The sequence below is a fragment of the Serratia sp. CY71090 genome (assembly GCF_052166845.1).
GTDB lineage: Bacteria > Pseudomonadota > Gammaproteobacteria > Enterobacterales > Enterobacteriaceae > Serratia > Serratia nematodiphila.
Map to the genome: position 1 here is coordinate 268,976 of NZ_JBJNOA010000007.1, position 15,661 is coordinate 284,636.

Consider the following 15,661-nt stretch of genomic DNA (forward strand, 5'->3'; position numbering starts at 1 on the left):
CCGGCGGACCGGGCCCGCGTCTTCACGCCGATCCTTCCGTGCCCGATTAATGGTTTAACTGCTATGTCATCTTCCCGTCCCGGTTTCGGCTGCAGCTGGTTGCCCTATGCATTGGTGCTGCCGCAGCTGCTGATTACCGCCGTGTTCTTTTTATGGCCCGCCGGCGAGGCGCTGTGGTATTCGGTGCAGAGTCTCGATCCGTTCGGCCTGTCCAGCCAGTTTGTCGGGCTGGATAACTTTAAGCAGCTGTTCCAGGATCCTTACTACCTCGACTCGTTCTACACCACGCTGATCTTCAGCTTCCTGGTGGCGGGCATCGGGCTGGCGGTCTCGCTGTTCTTCGCTGCGCTGGTGGACTACGTGCTGCGCGGCAGCCGCCTCTATCGCACGCTGATGATCCTGCCCTACGCGGTGGCGCCGGCGGTGGCGGCGGTGCTGTGGATCTTTCTGTTCAACCCCGGTCTCGGGTTGATCACCCACTTCCTCAATGGGCTGGGCTATAACTGGAACCATGCGCAAAACAGCGGCCAGGCGATGTTCCTGGTGGTGCTGGCCTCGGTATGGCAGCAGATAAGCTATAACTTCCTGTTTTTCCTCGCGGCGCTGCAGTCGATCCCGCGTTCGCTGGTGGAGGCGGCGGCCATCGACGGCGCCGGCCCGGTACGCCGCTTCTTCCATCTGGTGCTGCCGCTGATCGCGCCGGTGAGCTTCTTCCTGCTGGTGGTCAATCTGGTGTACGCCTTCTTCGATACCTTCCCGGTGATCGACGCCGCCACCGGCGGCGGGCCGGTGCAGTCCACCACCACGTTGATCTACAAGATCTACCGCGAAGGCTTCGCCGGGTTGGATCTCTCCAGCTCCGCCGCGCAGTCGGTGATCCTGATGCTGCTGGTGATCGGCCTGACGGTGATCCAGTTCCGCTTCGTTGAACGTAAGGTGCGCTACCAATGATTGAGAATCGACGCGGGCTGGATGTCTTCAGCCATGTGATGCTGATTATCGGCGTGCTGGTGGTGCTGTTCCCGCTGTACGTGGCCTTTGTCGCCGCCACGCTGGACGACAAACAGGTGTTTCAGGTGCCGATGACGCTGGTGCCCGGCGGCCACCTGTGGGAGAACATCCGCAATATCTGGCAGGGCGGCGTGGGCAACCTCAAAGTGCCGTTCTCGTTGCTGCTGCTGAACAGCGTGATCATGGCGCTGGCGATCACCTGCGGCAAGATCGCGGTGTCGGTGCTGTCGGCTTACGCCATCGTATATTTCCGTTTCCCGCTGCGCAGCCTGTTCTTCTGGCTGATTTTCCTCACCCTGATGCTGCCGGTGGAGGTGCGCATTTTCCCGACGGTGGAGGTGATCTCCAACCTCAACCTGCTGGACAGTTACACCGGCCTGACGCTGCCGCTGATGGCCTCGGCCACCGCCACCTTCCTGCTGCGCCAGTTCTTCATGACGTTGCCGGATGAGCTGCTGGAGGCGGCGCGCATCGACGGCGCCGGGCCGATGCGTTTCTTCTGGGACATCGTGCTACCGCTGTCGAAAACCAATCTGGCGGCGCTGTTCGTCATCACCTTTATCTACGGCTGGAACCAATACCTGTGGCCGATCCTGATCACCAGCGACGCCTCGATGGGCACCGCGGTGGCGGGCATCAAGAGCATGATCTCCACTTCCGGCGCGCCGACCCAGTGGAACCAGGTGATGGCGGCGATGATTCTGACTTTATTGCCACCGTTGGCGGTGGTGCTTCTGATGCAGCGCTGGTTTGTGCGCGGTCTGGTTGATAGCGAGAAATAACGACGATGGCAGGATTAAAACTACAGGCGGTCACCAAGTCTTACGACGGTAAAACGCCGGTGATCAAACAGATCGATCTCGATGTGGCGGACGGTGAGTTCATCGTGATGGTCGGCCCGTCCGGCTGCGGCAAGTCCACGCTGCTGCGCATGGTGGCCGGGCTGGAACGCACCACCAGCGGTGATATTTATATCGATACCCGGCGCGTGACCGATCTGGAGCCCAAGGATCGCGGCATCGCGATGGTGTTCCAGAACTACGCGCTCTATCCGCACATGAGCGTGTACGACAACATGGCTTACGGCCTCAAGATCCGCGGTTTCGGCAAGGAGCATATCCGCCAGCGGGTGGAGGAAGCGGCGCGCATCCTGGAGCTGGAGCCGCTGCTCAAGCGCAAACCGCGCGAGCTATCCGGCGGCCAGCGCCAGCGCGTGGCGATGGGGCGCGCCATCGTGCGCGAACCGGCGGTATTCCTGTTCGACGAGCCGCTGTCCAACCTGGACGCCAAACTGCGGGTGCAGATGCGCCTGGAGCTGCAACAGCTGCACCGACGCCTGAAAACCACCAGCTTGTACGTGACCCACGACCAGGTGGAGGCGATGACGTTGGCGCAGCGGGTGATCGTGATGAATAAGGGCGTGGCGGAGCAGATCGGCACCCCGAGCGAAGTGTACCAACGGCCGGCTTCGCTGTTCGTCGCCGGCTTTATCGGCTCGCCGGCGATGAACCTGCTGCCCGGCACCCTGAGCGCCGACGGCGGCCAGCTGCTGCTGGCGGACGGCATGGCGCTGCCGTTGCCGGCGGCCAAGCCGCAGTGGGCGGGGCGGCCGTTGACGCTGGGCATTCGGCCGGAGCATATTCAACTGGTGGCGCAAGGCCAGGGCGTGCCGCTGCAGCTGCAGACGCTGGAACTGCTGGGGGCCGACAATCTGGCGCACGGCCAGTGGGGCGGCCACGGGGTGATCGCGCGGCTGTCGCATGAAACCTTGCCGGCGGCGGGCAGTACGCTATATTTGCAGCTGCCTGCTCAGGCGCTGCACTTCTTTGACACCCACAGCGGATTACGGATGGATTGATGACGAGACCCTGGCCTTACCCTCATATTGTCGCCCATCGCGGCGGCGGTTCTCTGGCGCCGGAAAACACCCTGGCTGCGATCGACGTCGGCGCGCGCCACGGCCACAAGATGATCGAGTTCGACGCCAAGCTGGCGCAGGACGGGCAAATTTTCCTGCTGCATGATGATACGCTCGATCGCACCAGCAACGGCTGGGGCGTGGCGGGCGAGCTGCCGTGGGATAAGCTGGTGCAGTTGGACGCCGGCAACTGGTACAGCTCGGCCTTCAAGGGCGAGCGGCTGCCGCTGCTGTCGGAGGTGGCGGAACGCTGCCGGGAACACGGCCTGATGGCCAATATCGAGATCAAACCGACCACCGGCAGCGACGACGAAACCGGCCGGGTGGTGGCGCTGGCGGCGCGGCTGCTGTGGCAAGGGCAGACCGACCCGCTGCTCTCCTCCTTCTCGGTGGAAGCGCTGGCGGCGGCGCAGCGCACCGTGCCGGATTTGCCGCGCGGCTTGCTGCTGGAGGACTGGGACGACAACTGGCGCGAGCTGACGGAACGCCTGGACTGCGTCTCGCTGCATATCGACCACAAGGCGCTGACCGCCGAGCGGGTGACAGCGTTGAAAGACGCCGGGCTGCGCATTCTGGTGTATACCGTTAACCAGCCGGATCGCGCGCGCCTGCTGCTCGACTGGGGCGTTGACTGCATTTGCACCGACCGGATAGATTTGATTGGCTCGGAGTTCTAATCCGGCGCTGATGAATCCTGCGACGACAAGCCTTGCCGCCGCACCACCGGAAGGAATGCGATGCCTGGCTTTATCCTGTCACTGTGGCACCAGATGGTGCTGTCATTACCGCTGTTCGTCCTGATCGCGTTGGGTTATGGGCTGATTCGCTGGGGGAAATGGCCTTCCAGCATCACCGATGGCCTGACGCGCTTTGTGTTTTCCCTCGCCTTGCCCGCCATGCTGTTTCGCATGATGTGCGACTTCTCGCAGCGCCCGGCGGTCGATGCCCGGCTGTTGATCGCGTTCTTCGGCAGTTGCCTGATCGTGTTCGTACTCGGCCGCCTGGTTGCCCGGCACCTTTTCCGGCTGGATGGTGTCGCCGGATCGGTGTTTGCGCTGGGCGGTATTTTCTCCAATAACGTGATGCTCGGTTTACCGATCGCCAGCGTGATGCTGGGGCAGGCGGCGATCCCGTCGGTGGCGCTGGTGCTGGTGTTCAACGGCCTGATCCTGTGGACGCTGGTCACGGTGTCGATCGAATGGGCGCGCAACGGCTCGCCGACGCTGGGGGGCTTTGCTAAAACCGCGCGCAGCGTGCTGACCAACCCGCTGATCGTCGGCATTTTGTCCGGCACGCTGTTTAGCCTGACCGGCTTGCCGCTGCCGGACTTCGTCGATCGGCCGGTCAGCATGCTCGGCCAGGTGGCGGCGCCGCTGTCGCTGGTGGTGCTCGGCATGGGCCTGGCGGAGTATCGCATCAGCGAAGGCTGGCAGCTGAGCAGCGCCATCTGCGTGCTGAAGTTGCTGGTGCAGCCGTTGGTGATTTGGCTGCTGGCCTGGATGATGGATCTGCCGCCGATGGAGACCCGCGTGGTGGTGCTGTTGGGCTCAATGGCGGTGGGGGTAAATGTCTACCTGATGTCGCGCCAGTTCAATACGCTCACCGGCCCGGCCGCCACCAGCCTGGTGATGTCCACCGTGCTGGCGGCGATCACTACGCCGCTGATCCTCACCGTTATGGGCGTGCGGGCGTAGCCGGCAGCGGGGCCTGCGGCACCGCCGGCGCGGTGCGGTTGAACGGATCGCGCGGCTGGTTGCCGTTAGGCAGCAGCTGGCCGCCGTTCGGCGTGGTTTGCAACAGCTGTTGCCGTTGATTGTCGAACTGGCGCTGCTGTTGCAGGCGGCGTTGATCCATCTGCCGGTTGTTCAACAAGCGCTGTTGCTGCGCCTGTTGGCTGTTTTGGTTGAGAAGCTGCTGCTGTGAACGCAGATCGGTTACGCCGTTGGCCGCTGCAGCCAGGCCGGGCAGCAACAGCAGAGCGAACAGGATGTGAGACGTTTTCATGATGGTTACCTCGCTTTTTTATTAAGCCTAACCCAGCGGTGAAATTTTGCTGGTAGTTTGTATTTTGTTCAAATGTAAACCGCCTTTTCGCCAACGCGGTGCCCATCTTCCGTTACAATCGCCCTTTCGGTCTTTTTAGGGTGAACCCATCGTGCTGCTTTTGGTTATAACCACCATTCTGTGGGCGTTTTCTTTCAGCCTGATCGGCGAGTATTTGGCGGGTCAGGTCGACAGCGGGTTTTCGGCGCTGGTGCGCATCGGGCTGGCGGCGCTGGTGTTCCTGCCGTTCCTGCGTTGGCGCAATATCAAGCCCAGGGTGATCCTGCTGTATATGCTGGTGGGCGCCTTCCAACTGGGCATCATGTATCTGTTCAGCTTCCGCGCCTATCTCTACCTGACGGTACCCGAATTCCTGCTGTTCACCGTGTTGACGCCGCTGTACATCACGCTGATCTACGACTTACTGAGCGGCCGACGTTTACGCTGGGGCTATGTGTTCAGCGCGCTGCTGGCGGTGCTGGGCGCGGCGATCATTCGCTATCACCAACTGAGCGAACACTTCTGGTGGGGGCTGCTGTTGGTGCAGGCGGCGAACATCAGCTTCGCCATCGGCATGGTCGGCTATAAGCGCCTGATGGAAGTGCACCCCTTGCCGCAACACACCGCCTTTTCCTGGTTCTACCTGGGGGCGGCGGCGGTGGCGGTGGTGGCCTGGTTCCTGTGGGGCAATCCGCAGCAGCTGCCGACGACCAACCTGCAGTGGGGCGTGCTGGTTTGGCTGGGCGTGGTGGCGTCGGGGCTGGGCTATTTCATGTGGAACTACGGCGCGACGCAGGTGGATGCCGGCACGCTCGGCATCATGAACAACATGCATGTGCCGGCCGGCTTGTTGGTCAACCTGGCCATCTGGCAGCAACAGCCGCACTGGCCGAGCTTTATCATCGGCGGAGCGGTGATCGTCGCTTCGCTGTGGGTGCACCGCCGCTGGGTGGCGCCGAAACAGCTCGGCTAAACGGGAGGCCGACAGTTTATACGCCGGCCGCCAACGCTTTGGCGCCGGTCGCGCCGGGGCGTGCCGCGTCGCGCACGAACGGCAGATGATCGCAGGCGTGCTGGCGGGCCGAGCGGATAAAGGCTTCGGTCACCGCCTGGCGCTGTTCGCCGTCGCGCACGGCGGCGTACAGGCGGCTCCACAGGCCGTCACCCAGGGTTTTGGTCACCACCAGCCCCTGCCGTTCGAAACTCTCCACCACCCAATGCGGCAGCGCCGCAATCCCCATCCGCGCCGACACCATCTGGATCAGCAGCAGCGTGTTATCGACGTTCTTCAATGCCGGGTTGACGCCCGCCGGCTGCAGGAAATGCCGCCATATATCCAGCCGCTGGCGCTGCACCGGGTAAATCAACAGCGTTTCATCGCTCAAGTCTGCCGGCTCGATGTGCGGCTTGCCGGCCAGCGGATGATCCGGCGCCAGCACCAGACGCACCTCGAAATCGAACATCGGCGAATAGTGCAGGCCGCTGCGCGGCAGAATATCCGACGTCATCACCAGATCCAGCTCGCCCTGTTGCAGGGCCGGCTGCGGATCGAAAGTCACGCCGGAGGTGAAGTCCATCACCACCTGCGGGAAACGCTGGCGGAAGTTGTCCAGCGCCGGCGTCAGCCACTGAATGCAGCTGTGGCATTCGATGGCGATGCGCAGCGTGGTCTGGTGCGGCTCGTGGCAGGCCTGCAGCGCCTGTGAGATTTGCGGCAGCACCTGTTCCGCCAGCTGCAGCAGGATCTCGCCCTGGGCGGTGAAGCGCAGCGGTTGGCTCTTGCGCACGAACAGCTTGAAGCCCAGACGTTGCTCAAGATCGCTGAACTGGTGCGACAGGGCAGACTGCGTCTGATGAAGTTGGGCCGCCGCCCCCGCCAGCGAACCGCTGCTGCGCAGGGCCTGCAGCGTCCGTAAATGTTTCAGTTCGATCATGAGAGTCCTTCACATTGACAGTGAATAAATTGCGCTTGTGGTTAATACAGTACCTGCTGATTATGGATGTGTAAACATCTGGACGGCTAAATGGGGAATAAGACGATGGCAATTTTGAATCACACACTGGGTTTTCCTCGCGTTGGGCTACGACGTGAGCTGAAAAAAGCTCAGGAAAGCTACTGGGCTGGCAACTCAACGCAGGAAGAGCTGTTGGCGGTTGGCCGCGAGCTGCGCGCTCGCCATTGGCAACAGCAACAGCAGGCCGGGGTGGATTTGGTGCCGGTCGGCGATTTCGCCTGGTACGATCATGTGTTGACCACCAGCCTGCTGCTGGGCAACGTGCCGGCGCGTCATCAGAATGCGGATGGCTCGATCGATCTGGACACGCTGTTCCGCATCGGCCGTGGCCGCGCACCGACCGGCGAGCCGGCGGCCGCGGCGGAAATGACCAAATGGTTCAACACCAACTACCACTACATGGTGCCCGAGTTCCAACAAGGCCAGCAGTTCAAGCTGGGCTGGACCCAACTTCTGGATGAAGTGGACGAAGCGCTGGCGCTTGGTCACCGCATCAAACCGGTGCTGCTGGGCCCGGTGACCTATCTGTGGCTGGGTAAAGTGAAGGGCGAGCCGTTCGATCGCCTGTCGCTGCTGAAAGACATTCTGCCGGTTTACCAGCAGGTGCTGGCCGAACTGGCGAAACGCGGCGTCGAGTGGGTGCAAATTGACGAGCCTGCGCTGGTGCTGGAGCTGCCGCAGGCCTGGCTGGACGCCTTTAAACCGGCTTACGACGCGCTGCAGGGGCAGGTTAAGCTGTTGTTGACCACGTATTTCGACAGCGTCGGCCACAACCTCGATACGGTTCGCACGCTGCCGGTGCAGGGGCTGCACGTCGATCTGGTCGCCGGTCACGACGATATCGCCGCGCTGAGCGCCGCATTGCCGCAAGACTGGCTGCTGTCGCTGGGCGTGATCAACGGCCGCAACGTTTGGCGCGCCGATCTGAGCCGCTGGTTTGAACGTCTTCAGCCGCTGGTGGGCACCCGCCCACTGTGGATCGGCAGCTCCTGTTCACTGCTGCACAGCCCGATCGACCTGAGCGTGGAAAGCCGTCTGGATGAAGAAGTGAAAAGCTGGTTCGCCTTCGCTCTGCAAAAATGCGCCGAGTTGGCGCTGCTGGCTGCGGCGCTGAACGCGCCTGACGCGGCGAAGCAAGCCGAACTGGACGCCTACAGCGCACCGATCCGCGCCCGCCGTCAGTCGAGCCGTGTGCATAACCCACAGGTTGAGCGCCGTCTGGCCGCTATCACCGCGCAGGACAGCGAGCGCCACAGCGCTTACGCCGAGCGCGCCAGGGCGCAGCGCGAGCGTTTCAACCTGCCGGCCTGGCCGACCACCACCATCGGTTCGTTCCCCCAGACCACCGAGATCCGCGGCCTGCGTCTGGACTTCAAACAGGGCCGTTTGGACGGCAGCAACTACCGCACCAGCATTGGAGAGCACATCAAACAGGCGATCGTCGAGCAGGAGCGCCTCGGGCTGGACGTGCTGGTACACGGTGAAGCCGAGCGCAACGACATGGTGGAATATTTCGGCGAGAACCTCGACGGTTTTGTGTTTACCCAGAACGGCTGGGTGCAGAGCTACGGTTCCCGCTGCGTGAAGCCGCCGGTGATCATCGGTGACGTCAGCCGCCCGGAAGCCATTACCGTCGAATGGGCCAAATTCGCCCAGTCGTTGACCGACAAGCCGGTGAAAGGCATGTTGACCGGGCCGGTGACCATCCTGTGCTGGTCGTTCCCGCGTGAAGACGTGACCCGCGAAGTGATTGCCAAGCAGATTGCGCTGGCGCTGCGCGACGAGGTGGAAGATCTGGAAAAAGCCGGTATCGGCATCATTCAGATCGACGAACCCGCCCTGCGCGAGGGGCTGCCGCTGCGCCAATCCGACTGGGCCGCCTACCTGAACTGGGCGGTGGACGCCTTCAAACTGAACGCCGCCGTGGCGCAGGATGACACCCAGATCCACACCCACATGTGTTACTGCGAGTTCAACGACATCATGGACTCCATCGCCGCGCTGGACGCCGACGTGATCACCATCGAGACCTCGCGTTCCGATATGGATCTGCTGGAAGCCTTCAAAGAGTTCGAATACCCGAACGAAATCGGGCCGGGCGTCTACGATATCCACTCGCCGAACGTGCCGAGCGTGGAATGGATCGAAGCGCTGCTGCGTAAAGCGGCGCAGAACATCCCGGCGGAACGCCTGTGGGTTAACCCGGACTGCGGCCTGAAAACCCGCGGCTGGCCGGAAACCCGGCAGTCGCTGGCCAACATGGTATTGGCGGCGCAGCGCCTGCGCGAGCAGGCGTGATGGCGTGCGGCGGATGAGCTCCGCCGCTTACAGATTGACTGGTGTGATGATTGGGCGCTTCGGCGCCCTTTTTTATGCGAGGGAGGTTACTTGACGCCGTGCTGGGCGAACCACGCCAGCATACGTTGCCAGCCGTCTTGCGCCGCTTCGGCGTTGTAACTGGGACGATAATCGGCGTTGAACGCATGCCCGACCTCGGGGTACACCACGATTTCGGCCTCGGCGTTGGCGGCGCGTATCGCTTGGCGCATGGTTTCCACCGTCTCCAGCGGAATGCCGCTGTCCTGCCCGCCATACAGCCCCAGTACCGGCGCCGACAGGTGGGTGGCGACATCGACCGGATGCTTCGGTGAATTCAGCGTTTTCTCGCCGACCAGTTTGCCGTACCAGGCGACCGCCGCCTTCAACTGCGGGTTGTGCGCCGCGTACAGCCAGGTAATGCGGCCGCCCCAGCAGAAGCCGGTGATCGCCAGCTTGCCGGCGTCGCCGCCGTGGCGGATAGCCCAGTGCGCGGCGTGATCCAGATCCGACAGCACCTGACGATCCGGCACCCTGGTCACCAACTGCTGGAACAGCTCGCCGATATCGCTGTAGTCGTTGGCATCGCCCTGGCGAAAATAGAGCTCGGGCGCGATCGCTAGATAGCCCTGCTTGGCCAGGCGACGGCACAGATCCTGAATGTGCGCATGGACGCCGAAGATTTCCTGCACCACCAGCACGATGGGAAAGGGGCCGCTCTGATCGGCGGGTTTGGCGACGTAGGCCGGCAGCGCGTCGCCCTGAGAAGGGATGGTCGTTTGCCCGGCATGAATGCCCTGTTCGTCGGTGATAATCGCGGAGGCGGCCAACGGCGCGGCGGCCGGGGCGAATCCCCCCTGAGCCTGTTCTAATGTCATCACATGTTCGGTTTTCATTGCGGTCTCCGTGCAATAGAAAAAAGCGCTGAGATTAACTATAGGAAAGATTACCCATTATTGGCGCTGCGTGGCGCACTTTCGGACAAGTCGATAAAAAACGGCTAATTATCTGGCTTTGCGGCATTTTTAAGCGCTTTTTATCATGTTATTACGCGTTTTGGCCCGCGTAAGTGCCATAAGGTGCGTTAGAGGGCTTTTTTGCCCCTAAGCAACCGATAAGATGGAGTTATTTCGGATTGATGAGCTAAATAGTTTCAGTCGGCAACCAACGGGCAGGGAGCTGCAAGGTTTGTCGGCTAGACTGAGGTTTAGCGTTGCGTTCTGGATGCCTTATAGTGATTTTTTGTGATAAAAATCACAAAAAATATGTAGCATGTAATTTGTTTCTCTTTTCATAGTGACTGTCGTCACGAAATTAAGCGGCGATTTTCAGTAGAGTGCTTTTTTGTTCCTCCCAATAAACATGATCCATGAGGAGTCTCGTATGTCTCAGTCTGACGTTTTTCATCTCGGCCTCACCAAGAACGATTTACAAGGGGCCCAGCTTGCCATCGTGCCGGGCGATCCGCAGCGCGTAGAGAAGATTGCCAAGCTGATGGAAAATCCGGTGCATCTGGCCTCCCATCGTGAATTCACCACCTGGCGCGCAGAGCTGGACGGCAAGGCGGTGATCGTCTGCTCCACCGGTATTGGCGGCCCGTCTACCTCTATCGCGGTGGAAGAGCTGGCGCAGCTGGGTATTCGCACCTTCCTGCGCATCGGCACCACCGGCGCCATTCAGGCCAATATCAACGTCGGTGACGTGCTGGTGACTACGGCGGCGGTACGCCTCGACGGCGCCAGCCTGCACTTTGCGCCGATGGAGTTCCCGGCGGTTGCGGACTTCACCTGCACCACCGCGCTGGTGGAAGCGGCCAAAGCCAGCGGCGCGACCACCCACATTGGCGTAACCGCTTCTTCCGATACTTTCTACCCGGGCCAGGAACGTTACGACACCTACTCCGGCCGTGTGGTTAGCCGTTTTAAAGGCTCGATGGAAGAGTGGCAGGCGATGGGCGTGATGAACTATGAAATGGAGTCCGCTACGCTGCTGACCATGTGCGCCAGCCAGGGCCTGCGTGCCGGCATGGTGGCTGGGGTGATCGTCAACCGCACCCAGCAAGAGATCCCGAACGCCGAGACCATGAAAAACACCGAAAGCAAAGCGGTGCAGATCGTGGTGGACGCCGCCCGCCGTCTGCTGTAATCGCCTTCCCTCAACGGGCCGCCGACGCGATCCGTTGAGATTGATGACAAACCTCATGCCATTGCCCGGTTTGCAGAAAGCAGCGGATAACAAACAGGGAAAATCAATTTATTGATTTTCGGCTGATAACCACAAAGGAGGAAAAACCACGCTTTTTCCTCCTTTGTCAACGGACTGAACGGGCCGCCGACGCGGCCCGTTTTTCCATTCGCGACTAATCTGTTACGGTGATACTCCTCAGCGCTGCGCCGATGGCCGCCGCGCGTTGTCAGAACAATAACAACGAGGACGTTTATGACCGCCCAGATCCTGCTTCATCCTTCGCTTGCGCCGCTCGACGGCGGCATTAATTTCCGTGACTTCGGCGGCAACGGCGTGGCCGACGGGCGCCGCATCAAGCGCGGCCTGCTGTTTCGCTCCGGTTCCCTCGAGCGGCTGACGGAAAACGACTGCGCCTTTCTCGCCGGCGTGCCGGTGCGTTCGGTGCTGGACTACCGCGATGCCGACGAAGTGCAGGCCAAACCGGATATTCTGTGGAATGGTGCCGACTATCATCACGTGCCGGCCAACCCGCTGAGCAGCGAAGTCAACGCCAACCTGGAGAAGCTCACCAACGAAACGTTGGCCGCTTTCGACGCCCGCGCGTTCATGCTGGAACTGTATCGCCGCCTGCCGTTCGGCAATGCAGCCTATCAGCGGTTGGCGCAGTTGCTGAGCAATCCCGGCGGCGGCGCAATCGTGCAGCACTGCGCGGTCGGCAAGGATCGCACCGGGGTCGGCTCGGCGCTGGTGCTGTTCGCGCTGGGTGCCGACGAAGCGACGGTGCTGGAAGATTATCTGCTGACTGAAACCACGCTGGCCACTTTCCGCGAGCAGATGCTGGATCAGCTCTCTATCAAGCTGAATGCGGCGGCGCTGGAGCAATTCGCCTACGTGCTCAGCGCGCGCGAGGAGTTCCTGATGACGGCGCTGGGCTGCATCCGCCAACAATACGGCTCCACCGACCGCTGGCTGGAAGCGGAATACGGTCTGGGCGTGGCCCAGCGCGAAGCGCTGCAGGCGTTCTATCTCGAGTAAATCGCCGCGTGTTTAACCGGGGTTTAACTCGCCCCGGCTTATCCTAGGCGGCGAACCATCGCGTATCAGGAGCCCCGTATTGAGCCTCAATGACGTTATCAACTGGGTCAGCGACGTCGTGCGTCAGCACGAAGGCTGGGCCATTCCCATCATCTTCTTCCTGGCGTTCGGCGAGTCGCTGGCGTTTTTGTCGCTGCTGCTGCCGGCCACGGTGATCCTGCTGGCGCTGGGCGCGCTGATCGGCGAAAGCGGCATCGCCTTTTGGCCGATTTGGGCCGCCGCCGCCGCCGGGGCGTTTTTCGGCGACTGGCTCTCTTACTGGATCGGCTATCACTATCAGGATCGTGTGGCCCATATGTGGCCGCTGTCGCGCAATCCGCAGCTGCTGGCGCGCGGCCACGCCTTCTTTGAACGCTGGGGCGTGCTGGGCATTTTCATCGGCCGCTTCTTCGGCCCGCTGCGCGCCGTGGTGCCGTTGGTGGGCGGCATTTGCGGCATGCCGCAGCGCTACTTCCAACTGGCCAACGTCACGTCGGCGATGATCTGGGCGTTCGGCATTCTGGCGCCGGGGGCGTTCGGCATCAAGTGGCTCAGCCAGTGGCTGGGTTGATTTCTCGCTAAATTGCGCAGCGCCGCGCAATATTGTGCGCGGCCGGCAAAATCAGGCTGGACATCCATACAGCCTCCCCTTAACGTGACGGGCAATGGGCGTGTAAAACGCCGCAACGGCAAGGTGCAACAGGAGGCAGGGTGGATACCAGTCTGATTTATGGGATTGGCGGCGTAGCGATCGGCATGCTGTTGGGGTGGCTGATCGCCAGTCTGCGGGTGCAGCAGACGCATGCGCAACATGAAACCGAGCTGCGGTTGCTGGAGCAAGCGTTGCAGCAGGCGCAGCAGGAAACGGCGGCGCGGCAGGAAACGCTGCAGCGCCACGAGCAGCAGTTGCGCCAGAGCGAGCTGGAGCTGCGCAATCTGCACAGCCAACTGGCGGCCGGACATGAGAAGCTGCAACAGCTCAACCATTGGCGCAACGAATGCGAACTGCTCAATCAGGAGCTGCGCGCCCAGCGCGAGGTTAACAGCGCGCAGGAAGCCGAACTGCGCGAAGTCACCATCCGTCTGGAAGAGACGCGTATGGCGGCGGAAGAGAAGCAGCGCCTGCTGATCAACAGCGAACAACGTCTCACCACCCAGTTTGAAAACCTCGCCAACCGCATTTTTGAACACAGCGGCCGCAAGGTTGACGAGCAAAATAAGCAAAGTTTGGATCGTTTACTGCTGCCGCTGCGCGAACAGCTGGACGGTTTCCGCCGTCAGGTGCAGGACAGCTTTGGCCAGGAAGCGCGGGAGCGCCATACGCTGACGCACGAGATACGCAATCTGCAGCAGTTGAACGCGCAGATGGCGCGCGAGGCGATCAACCTCACCAAGGCGCTGAAAGGCGACAACAAAACGCAAGGCAACTGGGGCGAGGTGGTGCTGAGCCGGGTGCTGGAGGCTTCCGGCCTGCGCGAAGGGCATGAGTATGAAACGCAGGTTAACGTGCGGGTGGATCATCAGAGTCGCATGCAGCCCGATGTGATCGTGCGCCTGCCGCAGGGTAAGGATGTAGTGATCGACGCCAAGATGTCGCTGATCGCCTACGAGCGCTATTTCAACGGCGAGGATGAGGCGGAGCGCGAAGCGGCGCTGAGCGAGCATATCGCCTCGCTGCGCGGCCACATCCGCATGCTGGGCCGCAAGGACTATCAGCAGCTGCCGGGGCTGCGTTCGCTGGATTATGTGCTGATGTTCATTCCGGTCGAGCCCGCCTTCCTGCTGGCTATCGATCGCGAGCCGGAGCTGATCAGCGAAGCGCTTAAGCACAACATCATGCTGGTCAGCCCGACTACGTTGCTGGTGGCGCTGCGTACCATCACCAACCTGTGGCGCTATGAGCATCAGAGCCAGAACGCCCAGCGCATCGCCGATCGCGCGGCGAAACTGTATGACAAGATGCGGCTGTTCGTGGACGATATGTCCGCTCTGGGGCAGAGCCTGGACAAGGCGCAGGGCAGTTATCGTCAGGCGATGAACAAACTGAGCGAAGGCCGTGGTAATCTTATCGGCCAAATTGAAGGTTTCCGCGCGTTGGGGGTTGAGGTCAAACGGCCGATAAACCCGCTGCTGGCGCAGCAAGCCGGCGCGCAACACGATGAAGCGGAAGAGGCGAACGACGATGATGTCGCCGCGCTGCCGCAGACGAACGACGATGACGATACCGCCGGGGAATCGGGCTTTGTTTCGCACGGCTGAGGCCGTGGCGAGGTGGGGTATTCACCGGGCTTCTGGTACACTCATCCACACAAAATTGACTGAATAGCAGGCAGGACAATGGCAGATCAATCGCAGGAAACCACCGATTTCGGTTTTCGCACCGTCGCTAGAGACGAAAAACAGGCCATGGTGGCGGACGTTTTCCATTCGGTAGCGGCAAAGTATGACGTGATGAACGACCTGATGTCGTTCGGTATTCACCGCATCTGGAAGCGTTTCACCATTGACTGCAGCGGCGTGCGCCGCGGGCAGCGCGTGCTGGATCTGGCCGGCGGTACCGGCGACCTGGCCGCCAAGTTCTCCCGCATGGTGGGCGAGCAGGGGCAGGTGGTGCTGGCGGACATCAATGATTCGATGCTCAAGATGGGGCGCGAGAAGCTGCGCGATCGCGGCATCGTCGGCAACATCAATTACGTGCAGGCCAACGCCGAAGCACTGCCGTTCCCGGACAATTACTTCGATTGCATCACCATCTCCTTTGGCCTGCGTAACGTCACCGACAAAGACAAAGCGCTGCGCTCGATGTTCCGCGTGCTGAAGCCGGGCGGCCGTCTGCTGGTGCTGGAATTCTCCAAGCCGCTGCTGGCGCCGCTGAGCAAAGCCTATGACGCCTACTCTTTCCACGTGCTGCCGAAGATCGGCGAGCTGGTGGTGAAAGATCCGGACAGCTACCGCTACCTGGCGGAATCGATCCGCATGCACCCCGATCAGGAAACCCTTAAGGGCATGATGGGCAACGCCGGTTTTGAAAACGTCACCTATTTCAACCTGACCGGTGGGATTGTCGCCCTGCATCGCGGCTTCAAGTTCTGAGAGG

The 15,661-nt window shown here is 61.5% G+C and carries 15 protein-coding genes; 12 read left to right on the forward strand and 3 right to left on the reverse strand.

What is annotated here, in order from left to right; translation table 11 throughout:
* The first annotated feature begins 63 nt into the window (after positions 1-63).
* Genes ugpA through ACJ8OK_RS15355 form a run of 5 tightly spaced genes read left to right on the forward strand, consistent with a single transcriptional unit; the run spans position 64 to position 4,623 of the window.
* Positions 64-951 (forward strand): sn-glycerol-3-phosphate ABC transporter permease UgpA, encoded by an 888-nt coding sequence (gene ugpA, locus ACJ8OK_RS15335; protein WP_015376293.1) that lies wholly within the window; start codon positions 64-66, stop codon positions 949-951.
* Positions 948-1,793: a sn-glycerol-3-phosphate ABC transporter permease UgpE gene (gene ugpE / locus ACJ8OK_RS15340; RefSeq protein ID WP_033638989.1), complete on the forward strand. Its 846-nt coding sequence runs from the start codon at positions 948-950 to the stop codon at positions 1,791-1,793. The genes ugpA and ugpE overlap by 4 nt, the downstream gene beginning before the upstream one ends.
* Before the next feature lie 5 nt (positions 1,794-1,798).
* Positions 1,799-2,869: a sn-glycerol-3-phosphate import ATP-binding protein UgpC gene (locus tag ACJ8OK_RS15345; RefSeq protein ID WP_197799053.1), complete on the forward strand. Its 1,071-nt coding sequence runs from the start codon at positions 1,799-1,801 to the stop codon at positions 2,867-2,869.
* Positions 2,869-3,606 (forward strand): glycerophosphodiester phosphodiesterase, encoded by a 738-nt coding sequence (gene ugpQ, locus ACJ8OK_RS15350; protein WP_082997355.1) that lies wholly within the window; start codon positions 2,869-2,871, stop codon positions 3,604-3,606. The genes ACJ8OK_RS15345 and ugpQ overlap by 1 nt, the downstream gene beginning before the upstream one ends.
* A gap of 60 nt (positions 3,607-3,666) precedes the next feature.
* Positions 3,667-4,623: an AEC family transporter gene (locus ACJ8OK_RS15355; protein ID WP_033631513.1), complete on the forward strand. Its 957-nt coding sequence runs from the start codon at positions 3,667-3,669 to the stop codon at positions 4,621-4,623.
* On the opposite strand, the gene ACJ8OK_RS15360 is transcribed toward ACJ8OK_RS15355, so the two are convergent.
* Entirely contained in the window at positions 4,604-4,933 is a 330-nt protein-coding gene (locus ACJ8OK_RS15360) for a hypothetical protein (RefSeq protein WP_016929457.1), read from the reverse strand. The genes ACJ8OK_RS15355 and ACJ8OK_RS15360 overlap by 20 nt on opposite strands.
* 151 nt (positions 4,934-5,084) lie before the next feature.
* On the opposite strand from ACJ8OK_RS15360, the gene ACJ8OK_RS15365 reads away from it, so the two are divergent.
* Positions 5,085-5,945: a carboxylate/amino acid/amine transporter gene (locus tag ACJ8OK_RS15365; protein WP_033631514.1), complete on the forward strand. Its 861-nt coding sequence runs from the start codon at positions 5,085-5,087 to the stop codon at positions 5,943-5,945.
* 16 nt (positions 5,946-5,961) lie between these two features.
* Here the strand turns inward: ACJ8OK_RS15365 and metR are convergent, their stop codons facing one another.
* Complete coding sequence (metR, locus tag ACJ8OK_RS15370) at positions 5,962-6,906, reverse strand: HTH-type transcriptional regulator MetR (RefSeq protein WP_015376299.1); 945 nt, start codon at positions 6,904-6,906, stop codon at positions 5,962-5,964.
* A gap of 90 nt (positions 6,907-6,996) precedes the next feature.
* Between metR and metE the strand changes: the two genes are divergently transcribed.
* Positions 6,997-9,285 carry a 5-methyltetrahydropteroyltriglutamate--homocysteine S-methyltransferase gene (metE, locus tag ACJ8OK_RS15375; RefSeq protein WP_072010080.1) on the forward strand — a complete coding sequence of 763 codons (2,289 nt, stop codon included), beginning with the start codon at positions 6,997-6,999 and terminating at the stop codon, positions 9,283-9,285.
* Positions 9,286-9,371: 86 nt separating this feature from the next.
* On the opposite strand, the gene ACJ8OK_RS15380 is transcribed toward metE, so the two are convergent.
* The gene (locus tag ACJ8OK_RS15380) at positions 9,372-10,199 is read right to left on the reverse strand and encodes a dienelactone hydrolase family protein (protein ID WP_442530663.1); all 828 of its coding nucleotides are present in this window, start codon (positions 10,197-10,199) and stop codon (positions 9,372-9,374) included.
* 487 nt (positions 10,200-10,686) lie between these two features.
* Between ACJ8OK_RS15380 and udp the strand changes: the two genes are divergently transcribed.
* The 5 genes from udp (at position 10,687) to ubiE (ending at position 15,657) form a co-directional block, all read left to right on the forward strand.
* Positions 10,687-11,448, forward strand: coding sequence for a uridine phosphorylase (udp, locus tag ACJ8OK_RS15385; protein WP_060558189.1), 762 nt, complete (start codon positions 10,687-10,689; stop codon positions 11,446-11,448).
* 294 nt (positions 11,449-11,742) lie between these two features.
* On the forward strand, positions 11,743-12,525 hold the full coding sequence (locus ACJ8OK_RS15390) for a tyrosine-protein phosphatase (RefSeq protein WP_033631517.1): 783 nt from the start codon (positions 11,743-11,745) through the stop codon (positions 12,523-12,525).
* Between the two features lie 79 nt (positions 12,526-12,604).
* Entirely contained in the window at positions 12,605-13,135 is a 531-nt protein-coding gene (locus tag ACJ8OK_RS15395) for a DedA family protein (RefSeq protein ID WP_004934438.1), read from the forward strand.
* Between the two features lie 140 nt (positions 13,136-13,275).
* A complete protein-coding gene (rmuC, locus tag ACJ8OK_RS15400; RefSeq protein ID WP_004934441.1) occupies positions 13,276-14,823 on the forward strand; it encodes a DNA recombination protein RmuC in 1,548 nt (515 codons plus the stop codon).
* A 78-nt stretch (positions 14,824-14,901) separates the two neighbouring features.
* A complete protein-coding gene (gene ubiE, locus ACJ8OK_RS15405; RefSeq protein ID WP_004934443.1) occupies positions 14,902-15,657 on the forward strand; it encodes a bifunctional demethylmenaquinone methyltransferase/2-methoxy-6-polyprenyl-1,4-benzoquinol methylase UbiE in 756 nt (251 codons plus the stop codon).
* Positions 15,658-15,661 lie beyond the last annotated feature (4 nt).